This is a genomic window from Stutzerimonas nosocomialis, assembly GCF_005876855.1.
Taxonomy (GTDB): domain Bacteria; phylum Pseudomonadota; class Gammaproteobacteria; order Pseudomonadales; family Pseudomonadaceae; genus Stutzerimonas; species Stutzerimonas nosocomialis.
Window position 1 is genome coordinate 134,672 of record NZ_QLAE01000001.1, and the last position, 21,962, is coordinate 156,633.

Consider the following 21,962-nt stretch of genomic DNA (forward strand, 5'->3'; position numbering starts at 1 on the left):
GTCGTGGGTGCGGTCTTGACCGCGAATCGGCCTCGCGGACACCCCAGGCCCCAACCTTCAGGAGCGCCCGATGACCTTCGCCGATCTGCCTTTCGGCCCGCTGGAGCGCGCCTTCGTCGCCAGCCTGCAACGTCTGGAGCCCGATACGCCTGAGCCGGTGCTGCTCGCTGCCGCGCTGTGCTGCGAAGCCCTGTCGTCGGGCGACGTCTGCCTGCCGCTCGAACGCCTGGCCGGCACGCGGCCCTGGCCCGACGTCGACCTCGCGCTGCCGCCGCTCGCGGCCTGGCGCGCGCAGCTCGAAGCCTCGCCTCTGGTGGGCGCGCCCGGCGGCTATGCACCGCTGGTCCTGGCCAGCGAGCGCCTCTATCTGGCCCGCTACCAGGCTTACGAACAGCAACTGGCCGAGCAGCTGCTCGCCCGCGCGGCCGATATTCCCGCAGTGGACGAACAACGGCTTGGCGACAGCCTGGCGCGGCTGTTCGCCTTCAACACGCAGCGCCCGGACTGGCAGCGCCTGGCCGCGGCCCAGGCGGTGCGCCGGCGGCTGGCGGTGATCTCCGGCGGCCCCGGTACCGGCAAGACCACCACCGTGGTGCGGCTGCTGGCGGCGCTGCTGGAACAGCCGGGCGGGGAGCGCCTCGCCATCGGGCTTGCGGCGCCCACCGGCAAGGCGGCGGCGCGCATGGCCGAAGCGATCCGCAACGCCAAGGCCGATCTGCCGGTCGGCGACGCGATCAAGGCGGCCCTGCCCGACGAGGCGCGCACCCTGCATCGCCTGCTCGGCAGCCGTGGCGACAGCCCCAGGGTGCGCCACGATGCGGCCAATCCGCTGGCGCTGGACGTGCTGGTGGTGGATGAGGCGTCGATGGTCGACCTGGCGCTGATGGCCAAGCTGGTCGCCGCGCTGCCGCCCAAGGCGCGGCTGATCCTGCTCGGCGACAAGGACCAGCTGGCCGCGGTGGAAGCCGGTGCGGTGTTCGCCGAGCTCTGCGAAGGCCGCGGCTTCGAAGCCCGGGCGGCGAGCGAACTCGAACGCATCACCGGCCAGCCGGTGGCGGCCGAGTCGCCGCGCTCGCGCCTCGGCGATGCCGTGGTGCTGCTCACCCACAGCCATCGTTTCGCCGGCGACAGCGGCATCGGCGAGCTGGCGCGGCGGATCAACGGCGGCGACGCCAAGGGCACCGCCGCACTGCTGCAGGAAGGCCGCGCGGATCTGGCCTGGAATGCGACGCCCAGCCCGGCGGCACTGATCGAGCGGCTGGAACAGGGCTACGGTGCCTACCTGCTGGCCACGCGACAGGGCGATCCGGCCGCGGCGTTCGGGGCCTTCAATGGTTTTCGCGCGCTGACCGCCCAGCGCGAGGGTGCCTTCGGCGTGACCGGCATCAACGAGGCGCTGGAAGCGCGCTTCAAGCGGCGCCTCGGCGTGCCGGCCCGCGAGCGCTGGTATCCCGGCCGCGCGGTGATGGTGCGGCAGAACGACTACGCGCTGGGCCTGTTCAACGGCGACATCGGCCTGTGCCTGAAGACCGAGCAGGGCCTGCGGGTGTTCTTCGAGGGCGACGAGGGTTATCGCGGTTTCGCCCCGGCACGGCTGCCGAGCCACGACAGCGCCTTCGCCATGACGGTGCACAAGAGCCAGGGTTCGGAATTCGCCGAAGTCCTGCTGGCCCTGCCGGAACAGCCCAGCCCGCTGCTGACGCGCTCGCTGTTCTACACCGGCATCACCCGCGCCAAGCGCAAGGTCGAGATCTGGGCCCTGCCGGCACGTCTGGCCGAAGCGGTGACCACCCGCGCCGAACGTGCCGCGGGGCTGGCCGAGCGCTTGGCGCTGCGGGAGGTGACGGCCCGATCCGCCGAGGCGGTGGCCGGGACACCGGCTCCCGTCACGCAGGGCGACCAGCTCAGCCTGTTCTGAGCCGCGCGGCGGCTCGCCCCGATCAGCCGTTCAGCAGGGCGAGCACCAGCGGCAGGCTGGCCGCGGCGAGCAGGGTTTGCAGGGTGATGATGCCCGCCATCAGGTGGCTGTCACCGCCGAGCTGGCGAGTCAGCACGTAGGCGGTGGGCGCGGTGGGGAGAGCGAAGAAGAGCACCAGGATGGTGGTTTCCATCGCCGGAAGCCCGGTCACCCGTGCGACGCCGTAGGCGAGCAGCGGCATGGCGAGCAGGCGCACGGCGCAGTTCCAGCCGAGCGAAGGGACTTCGCCGGTGAGTTCCTGGGGCTTGAGCGCAGCGCCCACGCACAGCAGGCCCAGCGGCAGGCTGGCGGTGGCCAGCAGGCTGAGCAGGCGATCGGTGCCGCCGATCAGCCCGAACCCGGCGAAGTTGAACAGCGCGCCGCCCAGGCAGGCGAGGATCAGCGGGTTCTTGACGATCGGCAGCAGCAGCTGGCGCGCCGTGATGCCGCGCTCGGCGGTCAGCGCCCAGACCGACATGACGTTCACCGTCGGGACCATCAACGCCAGCATCAGGGCGGCCAGTGCCAGACCCGTCTGGCCAAAGACGCTGCCCACAACGGCCAGGCCCAGGTAAGTATTGAAGCGCAGGATGCCCTGGACGATGGCACCGAAGCGCGCCGCGCTCCAGCCGCGCCAGCGCTTGACCAGGAGCAGGCCCACCCAGGCCAGGCCGAGGCCGAGCATCACCGCCATCGCCAGACCCGGCAGCGAAGGGTTGTCCAGGGGCGCGGTCGCCAGGCTGCTAAACAACAGTGCCGGGAACAGGACGTAATAGTTGAGCCGTTCGGCGCCTGGCCAGAAGGCTTCACTCGGAAAGTTGCGCAGGCGCAGCACGTAGCCGCCGACGATCAATGCGAACAGCGGCCAGAGCGCTTGGAGAAGGGTAATCACGGATACATCCATCTATGACGGTCAAGGAATCTTGCTGGCTGGCGGGACGGCTGGCAAGCGAAGCGTCGCAACGGTGCGCGACGCCCCGGTTCGCCTTTCGGACAGCCGGCACTGCTACGTGACGATGGCATGACGATACTCATCTCGTCAGGTAACGAGTCCCGCGATGGATGCCCAGGAAAGCCAGTCGACTGGCGAGTTTCTCGATACGCCCTATGGGCACCAGCTGCATGCCGGGTTTGGCCGGCTGTTGTTCGCCAAGGGGCTGGAGCAGGAGTTTCGCCATTATCTGCAGGACCAGGCCCTGGCTTCGCAGCGGCTGGGCGCCTTGCTGCTGTTGCTGGTGGTCAGCCTCTACCTGTATGCCGAAGTCAGTTTTCTGGTCATGGGCGATCCCGAATGGATCGTCGAACTCGTCATGCTGCGAGGCTGCCAGGCGCTGGTCGGCTTGATGGTGCTGGGGCTGACGTTCAGCGGCAGGCACGCGCGTACGCTGGCCCAGTGGTTCTATCCCCTGGCGCTGCTGCTGGTGGGCGCGATCGCGGCGCGCATCGACATCCATTACACGGCGGTCGAGCAGGCGCTGTCGTTCCGGTATGGCGCGGGCCTGCTGATCGTCTGCGCGTTCGTCTTCCTCGGCATCACGTTCTGGCGATCATTGGTCAGCGCCTCGCTGATCGTGCTGGTGGACCTGGCGATGGCGTTCAGCATCCTCCGGCCGGCGCAGATGCCGGAGCACTGGATCGCCATCAGCTATTACGTGCTGCTGCTGTTCATCGGCGCGATCGGCCGCTACGGGCACGAATATTCGCAGCGCGAGCAGTTCCTGGTGCGCAAACTGCTCGGCTGGGTGGCCGAGCACGATGCGCTCACCGGGCTGGCCAACCGCCGCAGCTACGACGGTTCGCTGCGGCGCCTGGCTGCGCTGGCGCATCGCGAGGGTCGGGCGCTGACCCTCATGTTGCTCGACCTGGACAACTTCAAGGCCTACAACGACCTGCTCGGACATCCGGCCGGCGATGAGCTGCTCAGGCGCTTCGCCGGCCTGCTGGCGGGTTTCGCGCGCCGTCCGCTGGACGTCGCGGCGCGGGTGGGCGGGGAGGAATTCTCGCTGCTGCTATACGACTGCGATGGCGAAGCGGCCGCACGGCTCGCCGATCAGATCCGCCAGGCCCTCAAGGACAGCGGCCTGCAGCATCCAGCGGAGGCGAAGGGGACGCCGATCACGGTGAGCATCGGCATCGCGGTGCTCGCGCCGGAGCAGTCGGAGGGAGCGCTCTACAAGCGTGCCGATACCGCGCTGTATCAGGCCAAGCAGGGCGGCAAGGACCGCTTCGTGCTGCACGGCCCCGAGCCGATGCTGCCCTAGCGCTGCCGTTTCAGCGGCGTGGCGCCAGGGGGCGGGTGCGGCCGCTGCCGTCGATGGCGACGAAGACGAACACCGCCTCGGTGACCTTGCGCCACTCGCTGGAAAGCGGGTCGTCGCTCCAGACTTCGACGAGCATGCGGATCGAGCTGCGACCCACCTCGAGCGTCTGGGTGTAGAAGGACAGCTGCGCGCCGACGGCCACCGGCACCATGAACGCCATCCGGTCGATGGACACGGTCGCCACGCGGCCAGAGGCCACACGACTGGCCATGGCGGTGCCGGCCAGGTCCATCTGCGAGACCAGCCATCCGCCGTAGATGTCGCCGAAGCCGTTGGTTTCCCGTGGCAGCGCGGTGATCTGCAGGGCGAGGTCGCCCTGGGGGATCGGATCTTCCTGTTCGTATTCGTTCATCGTTCGACTCGCGGCGCGATTGTGTTTCTGGCGCGAAGGCCGCTGGAATGCGGCAGGCGAGTATAGCGGCTGCCATATGAATGGGGCGACCGCTCGGAAAAAGTTCACGAGCGCCGTTGCGTCACCTAATTGTCATATTCGGTTCATAGAGTGTTCACACGGCCTGCTGATACTGGCCCCCGTTCCAAACACTGAACACACCTTGCTAGGAGCATGGAATGAAACTGAATCGTTTGATGGCGGCCCTGACTTTCGTAGCCGCTGGTGTGGGCGCTGCCAGCGCGATCGCTGCGGTCGACCCGGCCCTGCCAAGCTATGAAAAGACCTCCGGTGTTTCCGGCAACCTGTCCAGTGTCGGTTCGGACTCCCTCGCCAACCTGATGACCCTGTGGGCGGAAGAGTTCAAGCGCAGCTACCCGAACGTCAACATCCAGATCCAGGCAGCAGGTTCCTCCACCGCACCGCCGGCCCTGACCGAAGGCACCGCCAACATGGGCCCGATGAGCCGCCCCATGAAGGACAACGAGCTGCAGGCCTTCGAAGAGAAGTACGGCTACAAGCCGACCGCCGTGCCGGTCGCCATCGACGCCCTGGCCGTGTTCGTCCACAAGGACAACCCGATCAAGAGCCTGGACATCGCTCAGGTCGACGCCATCTTCTCCAGCACCCGCCTGTGCGGTGGCGAGAAGGACATCCGTACCTGGGGTGACCTGGGTCTGACCGGCGAGTGGGCGAACAAGCCGATCCAGCTGTTCGGCCGTAACTCGGTATCCGGCACCTACGGTTACTTCAAGGAAGAAGCGCTGTGCAAGGGCGACTTCAAGTCCAACGTGAACGAGCAGCCGGGTTCGGCTTCGGTGGTGCAGTCCATCTCCAGCACCCTGAACGCCATCGGTTACTCGGGCATCGGCTACAAGACCTCCAGCGTCCGCGCCGTGCCGCTGTCGAAGAAGGGCGGCGAAGCCTTCGAAGCCAGCGAAGATAACGCCCTGGCCGGCAAGTTCCCGCTGGCTCGCTTCTTCTACGTCTACGTGAACAAGGCGCCGAACAAGCCGCTGTCGCCGATCGATGCCGAGTTCATCAAACTGGTGCTCTCCAAGCAGGGTCAGGACGTCGTGGTCAAGGACGGCTACATCCCGCTGCCGAAGAAAGTGGTCGACAAGGCCATGCAGGACCTGGGTCTCTAAGACGCCCGGCGCCCGGCCTGCAGCGTCGAAGCAGGCCTGACGCGAAGCCCGCCACGCATTGCGCGTTGGCGGGCTTCGCTGCGTCATCAGGCTGTAATTATTCTGTCACACGGCGTTATTAAATTAGGCGTCCCGACGGACCGATGGTCCAGGAACCCTTGGCATGAATGACATCGAGCACATGACCACACATTCGAAACTGCAACGCCTGGACTTCGATACCCCCGCGTTGCAGCGCAAGCGCCGCATCCGCGCGCTGAAGGACCACCTCGCGCGCTGGTACGTCACCATTGGCGGCCTGGCCGTGCTGGGTGCCATCACGCTGATCTTCTTCTACCTCGCCCAGGTGGTGTTCCCGATGTTCCAGGGCGCCAGCGTCGAGGCCGACGAGGCGCAGCGTCCGACCTGGCTGGCCGAGTCCGGCGAGCCGCTGCTGCTGGCCATCGAGGAGCAGAACCAGGTGGCGATGCGTCTGGACGGCACCGGGCAGGCGCAGTTCTTCGACATCGCCAGCGGCGCGGCGCTGGCCCGCCAGGCGCTGCCGCTGCCCGAAGGCAGCCAGATCGCGTCGGTCAGCCGCGACACCCCCGGCAGCCGCCGTTTCGTGGTCGGCCTGAGCAATGGCCAGGCGCTGGTGGTCCAGGATGCCTATCGGGTGACCTATCCCAACAATCAGAAGACCATCACCCCCGAACTCACGTATCCCTTCGGCCAGGAGCCCGTCACGCTCGACGCGCAGGGCCGGGCGATCGAGCAGGTCGCGGTGAGCCTCAACGGCTCGACGCTGATGGTGGCGGGCGTCACCGGCAATGATCTGCACGTGGTCAGCCTCGAACGCACGGAGAACATGCTGACCGGGGAAAGCACGATCGAAGAGGATCGGCTGAACCTGCCGCAGCTGTCCGAGCCGATCAGGTCGCTGATCATCGACCCGCGCCAGATGTGGCTCTACGCCTTCACCGGGCAGGACAGCGCGGACGTCTTCGACCTGCGTCGGCGCAGCCTCAACGGCCGCTATCGCCTGCTGCAGGGCAATGCCGAAATCACCAACGTGACCCCGCTGCTCGGTGGCATCTCGCTGATGGTCGGCGATTCGCGCGGCGGCATCAGCCAGTGGTTCATGGTGCGCGACGGCGACGGCAAGTCGGAGCTGCGCAACGTGCGCAACTTCCGTCTGGGCGACAGCCCGATCCGCCAGATCCTGCCGGAGGAGCGCCGCAAGGGCTTCCTGGCGCTGGACGACGCAGGCACCCTCGGCATTTTCCACAGCACCGCTCACCGCACGCTGCTCGACCAGTCGATCAGCGACGGCCCGGTCAAGGGCGCGCTGTCGCCCCGGGCCAACCGCTTGCTGGTGGAGGCCGATGGCCAGCTGCAGCTGTTGTCGATCGACAACCCGCACCCGGAAATCTCCTGGAGCGCGCTGTGGGGCAAGGTCTGGTACGAGAGCTATCCCAAGCCGGACTACGTCTGGCAGTCGACCTCGGCCAACAGCGACTTCGAGCCCAAGCTGAGCCTGGCGCCGCTGGCGTTCGGCACCCTCAAGGCCGCGTTCTATGCCATGTTGCTGGCGGCCCCGCTGGCGATCTGCGCGGCGATCTACACCGCCTACTTCATGGCCGCGCCGCTGCGCCGCAAGATCAAGCCGGTCATCGAGCTGATGGAAGCGCTGCCAACGGTGATCCTCGGCTTCTTCGCCGGCCTGTTCCTGGCGCCTTACCTGGAGCTGCACCTGCCGGGCATCTTCAGCCTGCTGTTGCTGATGCCGGTGGGCATCATCCTCGCCGCCTTCCTCTGGAGCCGCCTGCCCGAGCGCATCCGCCTGCTGGTGCCGGACGGCTGGGAAGCCGCGCTGCTGATCCCGGTGATCCTCGGTGTCGCCTGGTTCTCGCTGTCGATCAGCGGGCACCTGGAGAACTGGTTCTTCGGTGGCAACGTGCGGCTGTGGCTCTCCAACGAGATGGGCATCCCGTTCGATCAGCGCAACGCGCTGGTGATCGGCCTGGCGATGGGCTTCGCGGTGATCCCGACGATCTACTCGATTGCCGAAGACGCCGTGTTCAGCGTGCCGCGCAGCCTCACCCTGGGCTCCCTGGCGCTGGGCGCCACGCCCTGGCAGACGCTGGTGCGGGTGGTGATCCTCACCGCCAGCCCGGGCATCTTCTCGGCGCTGATGATCGGCATGGGGCGTGCCGTCGGCGAAACCATGATCGTGCTGATGGCCACCGGCAACACGCCGATCATGGAGGCGAACATCTTCGAAGGCATGCGCACGCTGGCGGCGAACGTCGCGGTGGAAATGCCCGAATCCGAAGTCGGCAGCACCCATTATCGCGTGCTGTTCCTGGCCGCCCTGGTATTGCTGATGTTCACCTTCGTGATGAACACCCTGGCCGAGCTGATCCGCCAGCGGCTGCGCGGCAAGTACGCCAGCCTGTGATGTACCCAGACACTCCCCGCCGCAGGGCGGGGCGTCGCAGCCTCGCAAGTGCTGCGCAAGCGACTCAAGAAGGTGAAGGTCGGTGAAGAAGGAATCCGTGAAAACCTGGTTCAAGAGCGGCTCGCCCTGGATCTGGATGAACGCCGGTGCGGTGTCCATCGCGGTCATCATGACCCTGGGCCTGCTGGCCCTGATCGCCGTGCGCGGCCTGGCGCATTTCTGGCCGGCCGACGTGGTCGTCGCCGACTACGTGATGCCCGGCGCCGAGCCGCGCGTGCTCGCCGGTGAGGTGACCCAGCGCGAGGAAGTGCCGCGCGCCCGCCTGGCGGCCGCCGGCCTGCCGGTGGATGTCGAAGGCGGCGAGTTCATGACCCGCGAGCTGCTCAAGGTGGGCAACCGTGAAGTCTACGGCGCCGATTTCTCCTGGGTCATCGGGGAGTGGTTGCAGAACGAGCGCAAGCCACAGGAGCTGGTCGCGATCGAGCGTCGCGAGTGGGGCAACTTCTATGGCTACCTGGTTTCGGTGAAGGAAAACGGCCAGCTGGTGGCCGAAGGCGAAAACGCCTGGGGCGAGCTGCAGCGCCGCATCGACCGCATCGACGAGCTGTATTCCCGGATCGCTCGCCTCGAGAAGGTCGACATCGGCCGCATCAACCATGGCATGGAGCGCCTGCGTCTGAAGACCCGCCGCCTGGAGCTGGACAGCCAGCTCGACGCGACGGCCCAGGCCGACCTCGACGCCGAGCGCGCCGAATGGGATGCCCAGTACGTGGTGCTCGAGCGCGAGCTGACCGAGCTGCACCAGGGCTTCAACCGCGACACCGTCACGGTGCGCACGGTCGATGGCCGCGAACTGGAGTTCAGCCTCGGCAAGGTGGTGCGTGCCTACCAGCCCAATGCCATGTCGGTCCTCGAGAAGCTGGGCTTCTATTTCAAGAAGCTCTGGGAATTCGTCAGCGCCGAGCCGCGTGAGGCCAACACCGAGGGCGGCATCTTCCCGGCCATCTTCGGCACCGTGCTGATGACCCTGATCATGGCGGTGATCGTCACCCCGTTCGGTGTGATCGCGGCGGTCTACCTGCGCGAGTACGCCAAGCAGGGCCTGCTGACCCGCATCATCCGGATCGCGGTGAACAACCTCGCCGGCGTGCCCTCGATCGTCTACGGCGTGTTCGGCCTGGGCTTTTTCGTCTACGTGCTGGGCGGCTCGATCGACCGGCTGTTCTATCCCGAGGCCGCGCCGGCGCCGGTCTTCGGCACGCCGGGCCTGATGTGGGCCTCGCTGACCCTGGCGATCCTCACCCTGCCGGTGGTGATCGTGGCCACCGAGGAAGGTCTGGCCCGTATTCCGCGAATCCTGCGCGAAGGCTCGCTGGCCCTCGGGGCGACCAAGTCCGAGACGCTCTGGAAGGTGGTGCTGCCGATGGCCAGCCCGGCGATGATGACCGGCCTGATCCTGGCGGTGGCGCGGGCAGCCGGCGAGGTGGCGCCGCTGATGCTGGTCGGCGTGGTCAAGCTCGCGCCGAGCCTGCCGCTCAACGGCAACTACCCTTACCTGCACCTCGACCAGAAGATTATGCACCTGGGCTTCCACATTTTCGACGTCGGCTTCCAGAGTCCCAACGTCGAGGCCGCACGGCCGCTGGTCTACGCGACCGCGCTGTTGCTGGTGCTGGTGATCGCGACCCTGAACTTCACGGCGGTGTACATCCGCAACCACCTGCGCGAGAAGTACAAGGCGCTGGACCATTAAACGCTAGCTGGAAGCTAGAGGCCGGAAGCTGGAAGCAAGAGCGCTTCGACTTCCAGCTTCCGGCTTTGAGCTCAAAGCTCTACCCGGAGTGATCCCCATGCAAACCACGTCTACCCATGGTATCGACATCTCGGCGCTGGGCCGCGACAAGCGCACGCTGAACCTGCAATCGGAAACCGTCGCCATCGAGGTGCCGGACCTGAGCCTGTTCTACGGCGAGAAGCAGGCCCTGCACAACGTCAGCCTGAACATTCCCAAGCAGCGGGTCACCGCCTTCATCGGGCCGTCCGGCTGCGGCAAGTCGACCTTGCTGCGCTGCTTCAACCGGATGAACGATCTGGTCGACGGCTGCCGCATCGAAGGGGCGATCAACCTCGACGGCCACAACATCTACCGCAAGGGCGAGGACGTCGCCGACCTGCGCCGTCGCGTCGGCATGGTGTTCCAGAAGCCCAACCCGTTCCCCAAGACTATCTACGAGAACGTGATCTACGGACTGCGCATCCAGGGCATCAAGCAGAAGCGGGTGCTGGACGAGGCCGTCGAATGGGCGCTCAAGGGCGCCGCCTTGTGGGACGAGGTCAAGGACCGTCTGCACGAGTCGGCACTGGGACTCTCCGGTGGCCAGCAGCAGCGCCTGGTGATTGCCCGGACCATCGCCGTGCAGCCCGAAGTGCTGCTGCTCGACGAGCCGAGCTCGGCCCTCGACCCGATCTCTTCGTTGAAGGTCGAGGAGCTCATCTACGAGCTCAAGGCCCGCTATACCATCGTCATCGTGACCCATAACATGCAGCAGGCCGCGCGCGTCTCGGACTACACGGCGTTCATGTACATGGGCAAGCTGATCGAGTATGGCGACACCGACACGCTGTTCACCAACCCGGCCAAGAAACAGACGGAAGACTACATCACGGGACGCTATGGTTAAGCGCGCAGGGCGCGCCAGCTTGAAGCCAGAAGCTTGAAGCTGGAAGAAGGGTGCAGACATTCGAGCTTCAAGCTTTCGGCTTCAAGCTTCCAGCTTTCGCGGAGCGAATCCAGATGATCAATAAAGACAGCCATACCCATCATATTTCCCAGCAGTTCAATGCCGAGCTGGAAGAGGTTCGCAGCCACCTGCTGGCAATGGGCGGGCTGGTAGAGAAGCAGGTCAACGACGCCGTGACCGCCCTGATCGATGCCGATTCCGGGCTGGCTCAGCAGGTGCGTGAGCTCGACGACCAGATCAACCAGATGGAACGCAACATCGACGAGGAGTGCGTGCGCATCCTCGCGCGGCGTCAGCCGGCGGCCTCCGACCTGCGACTGATCATCAGCATCTCCAAGTCGGTGATCGACCTGGAGCGGATCGGCGACGAGTCGACCAAGATCGCCCGGCGCGCCATCCAGCTGTGCGAAGAAGGCGAATCGCCGCGTGGCTACGTCGAGGTGCGTCATATCGGCGACCAGGTGCGCAAGATGGTCCAGGAAGCCCTGGATGCCTTCGCCCGTTTCGACGCGGACCTCGCGCTCTCGGTCGCGCAATACGACAAGACCGTCGACCGCGAATACAAGACCGCGCTGCGCGAGCTGGTCACCTACATGATGGAAGATCCGCGTTCGATTTCCCGGGTCCTGAGCGTGATCTGGGCGCTGCGTTCGCTCGAGCGCATCGGCGATCATGCGCGCAACATCGCCGAACTGGTGATCTACCTGGTGCACGGTACCGATGTCCGCCACCTGGGCCTGGCGCGGATGAAGGAAGAAGTGTCCGGCGGCGAAAGCAACTGAGTCCGGCGCGGCAGGGCGGGGCGGTCCGATTGACGGTTCCGCTGCCCGCGCGATTCTGCGCACCACGCCTTTCTCGGCCCCTTGCGTTACGGCTATGCTTGCGGCCATTCGAGCAGGAGTAGTCGATGAGCAAGGTCAGTGTGCTGGTCGTGGATGATGCGCCATTCATCCGCGATCTGGTGAAGAAGGGGTTGCGCAACCACTTTCCGGGTATTCACATCGATGAAGCCGTCAACGGTCGCAAGGCCCAGCAGATGCTCGCCCGGGACCCGTTCGACCTGATCCTGTGCGACTGGGAAATGCCGGAGATGTCCGGGCTCGAGCTGCTCAACTGGTGCCGCAGCCAGGACACGCTCAAGCAGGTGCCCTTCATCATGGTCACCAGCCGCGGCGACAAGGAAAACGTCGTCCAGGCGATCCAGGCCGGCGTTTCCGACTTCATCGGCAAGCCGTTTTCCAACGACCAGCTGACCACCAAGGTCCGCAAGGCCCTCGGCCGTGCCGGCAAGCTCGATGCGCTGGCCGCCAGTGCGCCGACCCGGGCACTGTCCTCGGGTGTGGCCAACGATTCGCTGGCCGCGCTCACCGGCGGCAAGGCCGAGGTGATCAAGCCCGCGGCTCCCGCCAGCCCCGCGCAACCGGCCACGCCGCGTGCCGCACCGGCGGCGGCCGCCCCGAGTGCCGCGCCTGCCGGTCGTGGGCAGGGCCAGTTGCGGCTCTCGTCGGGCAACCTCGCCTGTGTGATCAAGACCCTCAGCCTCAAGGACGCGCTGCTGGTGGTGCGTCGCGGCGAGCTGCTGCCGCAGGTGCTGGAAAGCGCGGTGCTGGATCTGGAGCAGGGCGAAGCGGCCGAGGTGGCGCGCCTCAACGGTTACCTGCATGCGGTCGCCGCCTTCGAGCCCAAGCCCGACAGCGAATGGCTGCAGCTGACCTTCCGCTTCGTCGACCGCGATCCGCAGAAGCTCGACTACCTGTCGCGCCTGATCGCCCGCGGCTCGGCGCAGAAGCACTTCATCCCCGGCGCCTGAGACACTCGACGGCATCCGGTCACACCGTTCGTCACCCTGGCCGCTCGCAAGCGGACCGGGATCACACCCTCGACAGTCGCCGTCTCGCCTGGAGGCGGCGGCACTGGTAGTCTCCAGGCACCAACACAAAACTATTAGAACGCTGTCGTTATGCTAGGGCGCATCCTCCTTTTCCTTGGATTGTGTGGGCTGGCCGTGCCTGCCATGGCCCTCACCATCTACAAGTACACCGACCCCAATGGCGTGGTGACCTACAGTGACCAGGCGGCGCCGGGCGCGCAGGTGTTCGTGTTCCGTGACCGCATGGTCGAGCAGCTCGACAACCAGGTGCAGCTCGAAACCCGCAAGCACGCGGGCGGCGAGACCCTGCTGGTGCGCAATGACCTGTTCGCCCCGGTGGACATCGAGCTCAAGCTCGAAGGCGTGAGGAACGCCGTCGGCGCACCGGACAAGCCGATCCGCTGGGTGCTGCCGCCGCGCAGCAAGATCCGCCTGGCCACGCTGACGCCACGTGACCCGAACGAACCCCTCAGGTACACCCCAAAATTGCGCTATGCGATGGGCGACCCGCGGTTGGTGCCCAAGGCCTACGATTATCCGCTGCCCTGGCTGGGTGGCCCGTTCCGCCTGACCCAGGGCGCCAACGGCAAGTACAGCCATTTCACGCCCAAGGGGCGCTACGCGATGGACATCGCCATGCCGGAGGGCACGCCCATCGTCGCCGCGCGGGGCGGCATGGTGGTCAAGATCGAGAACAGCCAGAGCGGGCGGGGCACCAACCCCGCCGGCAATTTCGTGCGCATCCTCCACGACGACGGCACCATGGGCGTCTACCTGCACCTGATGAAGGGTTCGGTGAAGGTGCGCGAAGGGCAACGCGTCGAGGTTGGCAGCGCGCTGGCGCGCTCCGGCAACACCGGCAACAGCACCGGCCCCCACCTGCACTTCGTGGTCCAGCGCAACGTCGGGCTGACGGTCGAGTCGATTCCCTTCCAGTTCGCACAGCCGGTCAACAGCCTGCCGAACTTCGCCGTCGGCGGCGAGTGATCCGCTTCGCTCGGCTTGCGTAGCGGGCCGATTCCGGAGAAGGTTGCTCATCGGATCGAGGGCTCGTAGTGCCAATTCAGATTATCGGTTTGCTGCTCTGTCTGTTGGTCGCTTCCGGCCTCGGCGCTGCCCCCTTGTCACTCTCCGACCAGCAGCCTTCGGTGCGCCTGGCGCAGCAGCTCGAATACCTTCTGCCCGGGCAGCCGCTGGATTTCGCAGAGGCGAGCCGGGCCGAGGGCTGGCAGCCGGTGAGCGGTTCGTCGCTCAGCCTCGGGCGCCAGCCTGGCGCCGTATGGGTGCGGATGGCGGTCCATAACCGCTCCCAGCAGCCTGACTGGCGCCTTCTGGTGGAGTGGCCGATCCTCGACCGCATCGAGTTGCGGGTGCTGAATCCTGGCACTGGGCAGTGGAGCGCTCCGTGGGTGGCCGGGGACCGTCTGCCTCTGAGTGCCTGGCCCGAACCCGCCCGGCAGCCGACATTCCCACTGCACCTGCCGTTGGCCGAGACGCGCTGGGTGTATCTGCAGATGCAGAGCGGCGAGAACCTGGTCGCTCCCATGCAACTGCTGACCGAACCTGCCTACCTGCAGTACGAGATGAGCCAGAGGACCCTGCTGGGGCTGTTCTTTGGCGCGATGCTGGCGGTGCTGCTGTACAACCTCAGCCTCTATACCTTCACCCGGGACTCCAGTTACGCCTGGTATTCCCTCTATCTGCTCGGCGTCGTGGTGTACGAGCTCGCCTTGACCGGCTTCGGCGTGCTGTTCCTCTGGCCCGAACTGGGGCGCCTTGCAGGACTCATCTACGTGTTGTCCGCCGCCTGGAGCTTCTTCGCCGCGACGCTGTTCGCGCGGATTTTCCTCCACATGCGTCACCACGGGGGCTGGGTGCTGTGGGCCAACAACGCATTGCTCGGCTACTGGACGGTGGTGCTTCTGCTAGCGATCGTGCGTCCACAGTTCCTGCACGCACTGGGCATTCCTCTGGTCGCGTTGGTGAGCTGCCTGCTGGCGTTCGCCTCGGCGCTCAGCCTGTGGCGTCGGGGCGATCGCTCGGCGCCCCTGTTCAGCCTGGCGTGGTTTTTCCTCATCGCCGGCACGGTGGTGCATGTCGCCGCGCTGCAGGGGGTGTTGCCCGTCAACCAGCTCACGTTGCGGATGCAGACGGCCGGTTTCTTCGCCGAATTCATTCTGCTGTCCGTGGCGCTGGCGCATCGCATCAATAACGAGCGGGCGGCCAGGATCACGGCGCAGACCGCGCTGATCGGCGAGCGCGAGGCGCGCCTGGAAACCCAGGAGCGGCTGCTTTCGGAGCAGGCCCGTGCGAACGAAGAGCTCGAGCGCCGGGTTGTCGAGCGAACCACCGAGCTGCAGCAGTCCACCCGTGAGCTGGCTCAGGCCAATGCCGAGCTGACCCGACTGAGCAATATCGACCCCTTGACCCAGCTGGCCAACCGGCGTTACTGCGACCGGCAGCTGGAGCTGCAGAGCAACAAGCCACTGGCGGTGATGGTCATCGACATCGACCATTTCAAGAGCGTCAACGATCGCTTTGGCCACCCGGCCGGCGACCGCTGCATCAATGCGGTGGCCGATGTGCTGCGGCGCAACGCGCAGCGTCGTGGCGACCTGGCCGCGCGCTATGGCGGTGAGGAGTTCCTCGTGCTGCTCAGCGATATCGATGCCGCCAGCGCCGCCGTTCGCGCCGAGGAAATACGTGCCGAGGTCGCATCGCTGAGCCTGCTTGAGAACGGCGAACAGGTGCCGATCAGCGTGAGCATCGGGCTGGCTGTGCACGACGGAGGAACGCCGCTGCAAATGAGCGAGCTGATCGGCGCGGCAGACCGTGCGCTCTATGCGGCCAAGGGCGCGGGGCGCAACCGGGTCTGTTGCGCGTCCTGAGCCAGCCTTGTCCGGGCGGCGATCGGCGCCGTGTTCACGGCGCCTGCAGGGTTATTCCAGCTTGAGCACCTTGGCCAGTACGATCTTCGGGCCGCGCATCTTCTTGATGATGATGCGCAGACCTTCGACTTCCAGCGCCTCGTCCTCTTCCGGCACCCGGTTGAGCGTGTCATAGACCAGGCCGGCGAGGGTCTCGGCTTCGACATGGTCGAGGTCGACGTCCAGTAGCCGCTCCACCTTGAACAGCGGGGTGTCGCCGCGCACCAGCAGCTTGCCCGGCTGGTAGGCGAGGATGCCGCGCTCGGTCTTGCGGTGTTCGTCCTGGATGTCGCCGACCAGCACTTCGAGCACGTCTTCCATGGTCAGGAAGCCGATGACCTTGTGGTCGCCTTCCTCGACCAGCACGAAGTGCGCGCCGCCCTGGCGGAACTGCTCGAGCAGCGTGCCCAGCGGGAGGTTCTTCGAGACTCGCTCCAGCGGCCGCAGCAGGGCGTTGAAGTCGAGCGCGTCGGTCAGGCCGTCGTTGGCCGCCAGGGCCAGCAGCAGGTCCTTGATGTGGAGCAGGCCGACGTACTCGCCACGGCTGCTGTCGTAGACCGGATAGCGGCTGTACTTGTGGCGGCGGATCAGGCTGAGCACGTCAGGCAGGCTCGCGTCGTGTTCGAGCTGCACCAGGTCCTCGCGCGAACTGGCCCAGTCCACCACCTCCAGCTCGCTCATCTGAACCACCGAGGCGAGCACGCGGATGCCCTGGTCGCTGGGGTCGATCGCGCGGCTCGAATGGAGGATCAGCTTGAGCTCTTCGCGGCTGTAGTGGTGCTCGTGGCTGAAATCCGGCTCGCCCTGGCCGGCGACCCGCAGGATCGCGTTGGCGCTGGCATTGAGCAGGTAGATGGCCGGGTACATGAGCCAGTAGAACAGATACAGCGGCACCGCCGTCCACAGCGAAAGCAGCTCCGGCTTGCGAATCGCCCAGGACTTGGGCGCCAGCTCGCCGATCACGATGTGCAGGTAGGAAATGATGAAGAACGCGGTGAAGAAGGCGATGGCGTGAACCAGCGCCGGGGACTGGATGCCCAGCGAGCCCAGCAAGGGCTCGAGCAGGTGGGCGAAGGCTGGCTCGCCGACCCAGCCCAGACCCAGCGAGGCGAGGGTGATGCCCAGCTGGCAGGCCGACAGGTAGGCGTCGAGCTGGTTGTGCACGGTGCGCAGGATACGGCCGCGCCAGCCGTGGTCGCGCGCGAGGGTCTCGACCTTGGTGGCGCGCAGCTTGACCATGGCGAACTCGGCCGCGACGAAGAAGCCGTTGAGCAGAACCAGGACCAGGGCAAAGAGAATCAGGCCGAAATCGGCGAAGTACGAGGTTGCGCTATACGCGGGGGAAGGGTCCATGAGCGTTGGGGAAGTCTATGACGCCTAGAAGATGGAGCCGAACTGGCGGGAATGCAAGGGTAGATGCCGGGGTGTCGTCAGGTCCTGGTGACCTGCGACGGCTGGAAGTGGCAGGTGAAGACGCTCCCCTTGCCCGGCGTGCTGTTGATGTCCAGGCGGCCCTGGTGGCGTAGCAGCACATGCTTGACGATGGCCAGGCCGAGCCCGGTGCCACCCGTGCTGCTGGCGCGGCTGGAATCGACCCGGTAGAAGCGTTCGGTGAGCCTGGGCAGGTGCTTGGCTTCGATCCCCGGCCCGTTGTCCTGCACGCTCAGGTGCGCGCCCTGCTCGTTGCCCCACCACTGGATGTGGATCTCGCCGCCGGCCGGCGTGTACTTGACCGCGTTGAACACCAGGTTGGAAAAGGCGCTGCGCAGTTCGGTCTCGCTGCCCTTGAGCTGCAGCTCGGCGTCCGCCTCGAGGGTGATGCGGTGCTTCTTGTCCGCCGAGAGCGCCAGGGCGTCGCTTCGGATCGATTGCAGCAGTGGCTCGACCGCCACCGGCTGGTTGTTGGACGGGTAGGTGGTCGCCTCCAGCTTGGCCAGCAGCAGCAGGTCGTTCAGCAGGTGCTGCATGCGCCCGGCCTGCTGGTTCATCTGCAGCAGCGGCCGTTGCCAGCGCGGGTTCACCTGGTCGACGTTTTCCAGCAGCGTTTCCAGGTAGCCGGCGATCACCGTCAGCGGTGTGCGCAGCTCGTGGGAGACGTTGGCGACGAAATCCTTGCGCATCTGTTCGAGCAGGTGCAGGCGGGTGACGTCACGGACCACCATCAGGTGCTCGCTGTTGCCGTAGCGGGTCAGGTGGATCTGCAGGTGGATGCGGTCGTTGACCGGCGAGGGCAGCTCCAGAGGCTCCTGATGCTTGCCGCTTTCGAAATAATCCTTGAACGCCGGATGGCGGACCAGGTTGGTGATCGGATGGCCGCTGTCCTGCGGGTCCTTCAGTCCGAGCAAGCGGTTGGCGGCGCTGTTCCACCATTCCAGGTTGCCGTCGCTGTCGAGCATGATCACCGCGTCCTTGAGGGCCGCGGTCGATTCCTGGACGCGGTCGATGATCGCCTGCAGGCGCCGTCGGGCGCGCAGGTCGTCGCGTTGCAGCTTGTACAGGCAGTCGAACACCTCGCCCCAGATGCCGTAGCCGTCCGGCGGCGGTTCTTCGGGCTGATGGTCCTTGAGCCACTTGTGCAGGCGCAGCAGCTGCACCAGCGTCCAGCCCAGGTAGAGCGCCAGGCCCACCACCAGCGACCAGGCGTACTGGTCGGTCAGCAGTCCGAGCAGCAGGGAGGCGACCACCATGAGCAGCAGGCGGCGCACCACCGCGCCGCGCCAGTCCGGATTCAACGGTGGCGCTCCTGCGGGTGGGGGAAACGGCGGAAGGTGGGGTGAAGCCGGTCAGCGTGAAGAGCGGCCATTGCCGGTCCTGGCTCAGTTCTTGGTGGAAAAACGATAGCCGGTTCCGCGCACCGTCTGCACCAGATTTTCATAGACCTCGCCCAGTGCCTTGCGCAGCCGGCGGATGTGCACGTCCACCGTGCGCTCTTCGACATAGACGTTGCCGCCCCAGACCTGATCGAGCAGCTGGCCACGGGTATAGGCGCGCTCCTGGTGGGTCATGAAGAACTGCAGCAGACGGTATTCGGTGGGCCCCATCTCGGCGGGGCGGCCGTCGATGGTGACGCGGTGGCTGACCGGGTCCAGCAGCAGGCCGCCCACTTCGATCGGCGCTTCGCTGTCGGCCGGGCCGGCGCGGCGCAGCACCGCCTTCAGGCGCGCCACCAGCTCGCGGGGCGAGAAGGGCTTGGTGATGTAGTCGTCGGCGCCGACCTCCAGGCCCTGGATCTTGTTGTCCTCTTCATCCTTGGCCGTGAGCATCACGATGGGGATGCCGGCGGTCAGTTCGTCGCGCTTGAGGCGCCGCGCCAGTTCGATCCCCGAGGTGCCGGGCAGCATCCAGTCCAGCAGGATCAGGTCCGGCTGGCGGTCGATGATCAAGGCGTGGGCCTGCTGGGTGTTTTCCGCTTCCAGGCATTCATAACCGGCCATCTCCAGCGCGACGACGATCATCTCGCGAATCGGCGCCTCGTCGTCGACGATCAGAATGTTCTTGCCACTCATGCTAGAGCCTCGGGTCGTTTCTTTTCGTTGGGCATTAGATAACGGAAATGTTTCAGAGGTGTGACAGGAAGGCGATGGTGGCGAGGGTTTGGTACGTGGTCGCCGCAGGCGCAGCATGCTTGCCGATCGCTCGCCCCCGGCTGGCTGGGCGCGACGCCTTAGCGCGTCGCGAAGTCCAGCACGATGCCGACGAGGATCGCCAGGCCGGCCCAGTGGTTGTGCAGGAAGGCCTTGAAGCATTTGTCCGGCCGCCGCGACTGGGTGGTCCAGAACTCCCAGGCGAAGCAGCCGGCGGCGATCAGCAGGCCGAAGTGGAACCACTGGCCGAGTTCGAAGCGCACCCCGGCGAGAATCAGGCAGAACAGTGCCAGCCCCTGCAGGCTGAGGATCATGATGCGGTCGGCCTCGCCGAAGAGGATGGCGGTGGAGCGGATGCCGATCTTCAGGTCGTCCTCGCGGTCGGCCATGGCGTAGTAGGTGTCGTAGCCGACCGTCCAGATCAGGTTGGCGATGAACAGCAGCCAGGCTTCGGGCGGCAGGCTGCCGGTCTCGGCGGTGAAGGCCATCGGCATGCCCCAGGAAAAGGCCGCGCCCAGCACCACCTGCGGATAGAAGGTGTAGCGCTTCATGAAGGGGTAGAGCGCCGCGACGCCCAGGGCGCCGAACGACAGCCAGAGGGTGGCCGCGTTGGTCAGCAGGACCAGCCCGAAGCTCAGCGCGACCAGTACCGCGAACAGGATCAGGGCTTCCTTCGGCGCGACCTTGCCGGTGGCCAGCGGGCGGCCCTTGGTGCGTTTGACGTGGCCGTCGAAATTGCGGTCGGCATAGTCGTTGATCACGCAGCCGGCGGCGCGCATCAGGATCACGCCCAGCACGAAAATGAACAGGTTCTTGGCGCTCGGCACGCCTTCGGCCGCGATCCACAGCGCCCAGAGGGTCGGCCAGAGCAGCAGGTAGGTGCCGATGGGGCGGTCGAAGCGCATCAGCTGGACGAAGTCCCAGGCGCGCGGGTGCAGACGGTTACAGGCGTGCAGCAGCACTTTGTTGTACATCGCGGCGGCTCGTTGAAGGCTGTGCCGGGATTATACGGTCTCGATCGCTGCGCTGTCGGCGTGCCGTCCGCCGATCATGCCGGGCCGGCGACCTTGCGCCAGAAGGCCGGCAGGAAGATCTCGGCCACCAGCACCGCCAGGGGCCCCCGGACGAAGGCCGAGCGGCGCGCCCACAAGCCTGGTTCGCGTACCGCTTCGGGCATCCGCTCGGCCGGATAGCGGCACAGCTGCATGTCGCCACGGCTGAAGGCCGGGTCGCTGAACAGCAGTTCTCCGAGCGACCGTGTACCCAGTTCCTGCAGCGGGATGTCGCCGGCCAGCAACGCCGCCTTGGCCGCGACGCTGCGGGCGAACACCCAGGGCTGTTCGTCGCCCAGCAGATAGACCTCCCGCACCCAGCCCTCGCTGCCGGGCGGCACGCCGAGGGCCGTGCATTCGTCGGCCCGCAAGGGCTGCCAGCCTTCGGCGAGGGGTTGAACGCGAAAACGGCCGTCGGCGAGCGCCGTCAGACGGCGGGTCAGCGAGCCGTCGTCGAGCAGCCAGGTGTGCTCGTCGTCGCGCAGCGGGGAGGGCGGGGTGTCGGCGGGGAACCAGCAGAGGGAATCGGTCACGGCGGATCTGAACAGGCGGGTGAGCCGCGAGTCTACGGGGCCCGGCTCGCCGGCTTCAACCCGCGTCCGGTCAGGCCCAGCCTTCCAGGCGCATCGAGGCGCGCACCAGGCGCTGCTCTTCCTGCTCGATTTCCTTGAGGTTGTCGCGAATGCTGTTGATGTGGTCGCGGGCGGCCCGCTGCGCCTGCTCGGGCAGGCGTCCGGTCACCGCGTGGAACAGCCGGGCGTGCTGGCGATCGATCTGCCGCTTCTGGGCCGGCCGGTGGTAGAGGTTGTTCACCGAGGCGAACACGGTGCTCAGCATCAGGTCGGTGAGCGACTGCAACGTGTGCACCAGCACCGGGTTGTGCGACGCCTCGCAGACCGCCAGGTGGAAGGCGTGGTCCAGGCGCGCGTGTTCGCGCGGGTCGGTCGCCTCGCCGGCATGGGCGGCGAGCATCTCCTCGTAGCGTCGGCGAAGCAGGATGAAATCCGCCTCGGTGCCACGCAACGCCGCCAGCCGGGCGGACTCGCCCTCCAGCAGGCCGCGCACCTCGAGCAGGTCGTAGAGCGTGCGCGGTTGGGAGTTGAACAGGTGCATCAGCGGGCTCGCGTCGTTGCCGCCCGACAGCCGCGCGACGAAGGAACCACGGCCCTGGGCCGTCTCCAGGATTCCGCGCCCGCGCAGCACGCGCAGCCCTTCACGCAGCGCCGAGCGGGAGATGCCGAGCTTCTCGCACAGCCGGCGCTCCGAGGGCAGCGCCTGGCCGACCTTGAGCACGCCGTCGACGATCAGGCGCTCGATGCGTTCGGCGACGACATCGGCGAGCTGGCGGCGCTCGGTGGTCGTTTCGGGTTCGCTGAGCATGCGCTCTCCTGCTGGTAGGACCAGTTCGTGGGGATGGCCAAGCGAGCCGGATGTGACGCGCAGGTCATCCAGTGCTGACGCGGCCGACAGGTCGTTCGGTGCAGTGTAAGGCAGAAAAAACTGGTAGGACCAGTGGATTTTTGCGTGGACG

The 21,962-nt window shown here is 66.5% G+C and carries 18 protein-coding genes; 10 read left to right on the forward strand and 8 right to left on the reverse strand.

Features of this window, described 5'->3' with window-relative positions; genetic code table 11:
- Positions 1 to 70 precede the first annotated feature (70 nt).
- A complete protein-coding gene (recD, locus tag DN824_RS00545; RefSeq protein WP_138406438.1) occupies positions 71 to 1,918 on the forward strand; it encodes an exodeoxyribonuclease V subunit alpha in 1,848 nt (615 codons plus the stop codon).
- Positions 1,919 to 1,940: 22 nt separating this feature from the next.
- On the opposite strand, the gene DN824_RS00550 is transcribed toward recD, so the two are convergent.
- On the reverse strand, positions 1,941 to 2,849 hold the full coding sequence (locus tag DN824_RS00550) for an AEC family transporter (protein ID WP_138406439.1): 909 nt from the start codon (positions 2,847 to 2,849) through the stop codon (positions 1,941 to 1,943).
- 166 nt (positions 2,850 to 3,015) lie between these two features.
- Here DN824_RS00550 and DN824_RS00555 point away from each other — a divergent pair, with 166 nt between their 5' ends.
- Positions 3,016 to 4,218, forward strand: a complete 1,203-nt coding sequence (locus DN824_RS00555; protein ID WP_138406440.1) for a GGDEF domain-containing protein — start codon at positions 3,016 to 3,018, stop codon at positions 4,216 to 4,218.
- Between the two features lie 10 nt (positions 4,219 to 4,228).
- Here DN824_RS00555 and DN824_RS00560 read toward each other — a convergent pair whose 3' ends face one another.
- A complete protein-coding gene (locus tag DN824_RS00560) occupies positions 4,229 to 4,630 on the reverse strand; it encodes an acyl-CoA thioesterase (RefSeq protein WP_138406441.1) in 402 nt (133 codons plus the stop codon).
- A 218-nt stretch (positions 4,631 to 4,848) separates the two neighbouring features.
- Here DN824_RS00560 and DN824_RS00565 point away from each other — a divergent pair, with 218 nt between their 5' ends.
- The 8 genes from DN824_RS00565 (at position 4,849) to DN824_RS00600 (ending at position 15,756) form a co-directional block, all read left to right on the forward strand.
- Positions 4,849 to 5,817: a PstS family phosphate ABC transporter substrate-binding protein gene (locus DN824_RS00565; protein WP_138406442.1), complete on the forward strand. Its 969-nt coding sequence runs from the start codon at positions 4,849 to 4,851 to the stop codon at positions 5,815 to 5,817.
- 163 nt (positions 5,818 to 5,980) lie between these two features.
- Positions 5,981 to 8,257: an ABC transporter permease subunit gene (locus DN824_RS00570; protein WP_138406443.1), complete on the forward strand. Its 2,277-nt coding sequence runs from the start codon at positions 5,981 to 5,983 to the stop codon at positions 8,255 to 8,257.
- An 82-nt stretch (positions 8,258 to 8,339) separates the two neighbouring features.
- Positions 8,340 to 10,010, forward strand: coding sequence for a phosphate ABC transporter permease PstA (gene pstA, locus DN824_RS00575; protein WP_138406444.1), 1,671 nt, complete (start codon positions 8,340 to 8,342; stop codon positions 10,008 to 10,010).
- A 97-nt stretch (positions 10,011 to 10,107) separates the two neighbouring features.
- Positions 10,108 to 10,938 (forward strand): phosphate ABC transporter ATP-binding protein PstB, encoded by an 831-nt coding sequence (gene pstB / locus DN824_RS00580; RefSeq protein ID WP_138406445.1) that lies wholly within the window; start codon positions 10,108 to 10,110, stop codon positions 10,936 to 10,938.
- A 113-nt stretch (positions 10,939 to 11,051) separates the two neighbouring features.
- The gene (gene phoU, locus DN824_RS00585; protein WP_138406446.1) at positions 11,052 to 11,780 is read left to right on the forward strand and encodes a phosphate signaling complex protein PhoU; all 729 of its coding nucleotides are present in this window, start codon (positions 11,052 to 11,054) and stop codon (positions 11,778 to 11,780) included.
- Positions 11,781 to 11,905: 125 nt separating this feature from the next.
- Entirely contained in the window at positions 11,906 to 12,808 is a 903-nt protein-coding gene (locus tag DN824_RS00590) for a response regulator (protein WP_138406447.1), read from the forward strand.
- A gap of 150 nt (positions 12,809 to 12,958) precedes the next feature.
- On the forward strand, positions 12,959 to 13,855 hold the full coding sequence (locus tag DN824_RS00595) for a peptidoglycan DD-metalloendopeptidase family protein (RefSeq protein ID WP_138406448.1): 897 nt from the start codon (positions 12,959 to 12,961) through the stop codon (positions 13,853 to 13,855).
- Between the two features lie 68 nt (positions 13,856 to 13,923).
- Positions 13,924 to 15,756, forward strand: coding sequence for a sensor domain-containing diguanylate cyclase (locus DN824_RS00600; RefSeq protein WP_138406449.1), 1,833 nt, complete (start codon positions 13,924 to 13,926; stop codon positions 15,754 to 15,756).
- Between the two features lie 51 nt (positions 15,757 to 15,807).
- Here the strand turns inward: DN824_RS00600 and DN824_RS00605 are convergent, their stop codons facing one another.
- The 6 genes from DN824_RS00605 to glcC all read right to left on the reverse strand — a co-directional run bounded on the left by DN824_RS00605 (position 15,808) and on the right by glcC (position 21,811).
- Positions 15,808 to 17,148 carry a hemolysin family protein gene (locus DN824_RS00605; RefSeq protein ID WP_138406450.1) on the reverse strand — a complete coding sequence of 447 codons (1,341 nt, stop codon included), beginning with the start codon at positions 17,146 to 17,148 and terminating at the stop codon, positions 15,808 to 15,810.
- A 77-nt stretch (positions 17,149 to 17,225) separates the two neighbouring features.
- Positions 17,226 to 18,482 carry a phosphate regulon sensor histidine kinase PhoR gene (gene phoR, locus DN824_RS00610; protein WP_414718333.1) on the reverse strand — a complete coding sequence of 419 codons (1,257 nt, stop codon included), beginning with the start codon at positions 18,480 to 18,482 and terminating at the stop codon, positions 17,226 to 17,228.
- Between the two features lie 129 nt (positions 18,483 to 18,611).
- Positions 18,612 to 19,301 (reverse strand): phosphate regulon transcriptional regulator PhoB, encoded by a 690-nt coding sequence (gene phoB, locus DN824_RS00615; protein WP_138406452.1) that lies wholly within the window; start codon positions 19,299 to 19,301, stop codon positions 18,612 to 18,614.
- A gap of 158 nt (positions 19,302 to 19,459) precedes the next feature.
- Positions 19,460 to 20,353 carry a 4-hydroxybenzoate octaprenyltransferase gene (gene ubiA, locus DN824_RS00620; RefSeq protein WP_138406453.1) on the reverse strand — a complete coding sequence of 298 codons (894 nt, stop codon included), beginning with the start codon at positions 20,351 to 20,353 and terminating at the stop codon, positions 19,460 to 19,462.
- Between the two features lie 74 nt (positions 20,354 to 20,427).
- Entirely contained in the window at positions 20,428 to 20,964 is a 537-nt protein-coding gene (locus tag DN824_RS00625; protein ID WP_414718390.1) for a chorismate--pyruvate lyase family protein, read from the reverse strand.
- 70 nt (positions 20,965 to 21,034) lie between these two features.
- Positions 21,035 to 21,811, reverse strand: coding sequence for a transcriptional regulator GlcC (glcC, locus tag DN824_RS00630; RefSeq protein WP_138406455.1), 777 nt, complete (start codon positions 21,809 to 21,811; stop codon positions 21,035 to 21,037).
- Positions 21,812 to 21,962: the final 151 nt, after the last annotated feature.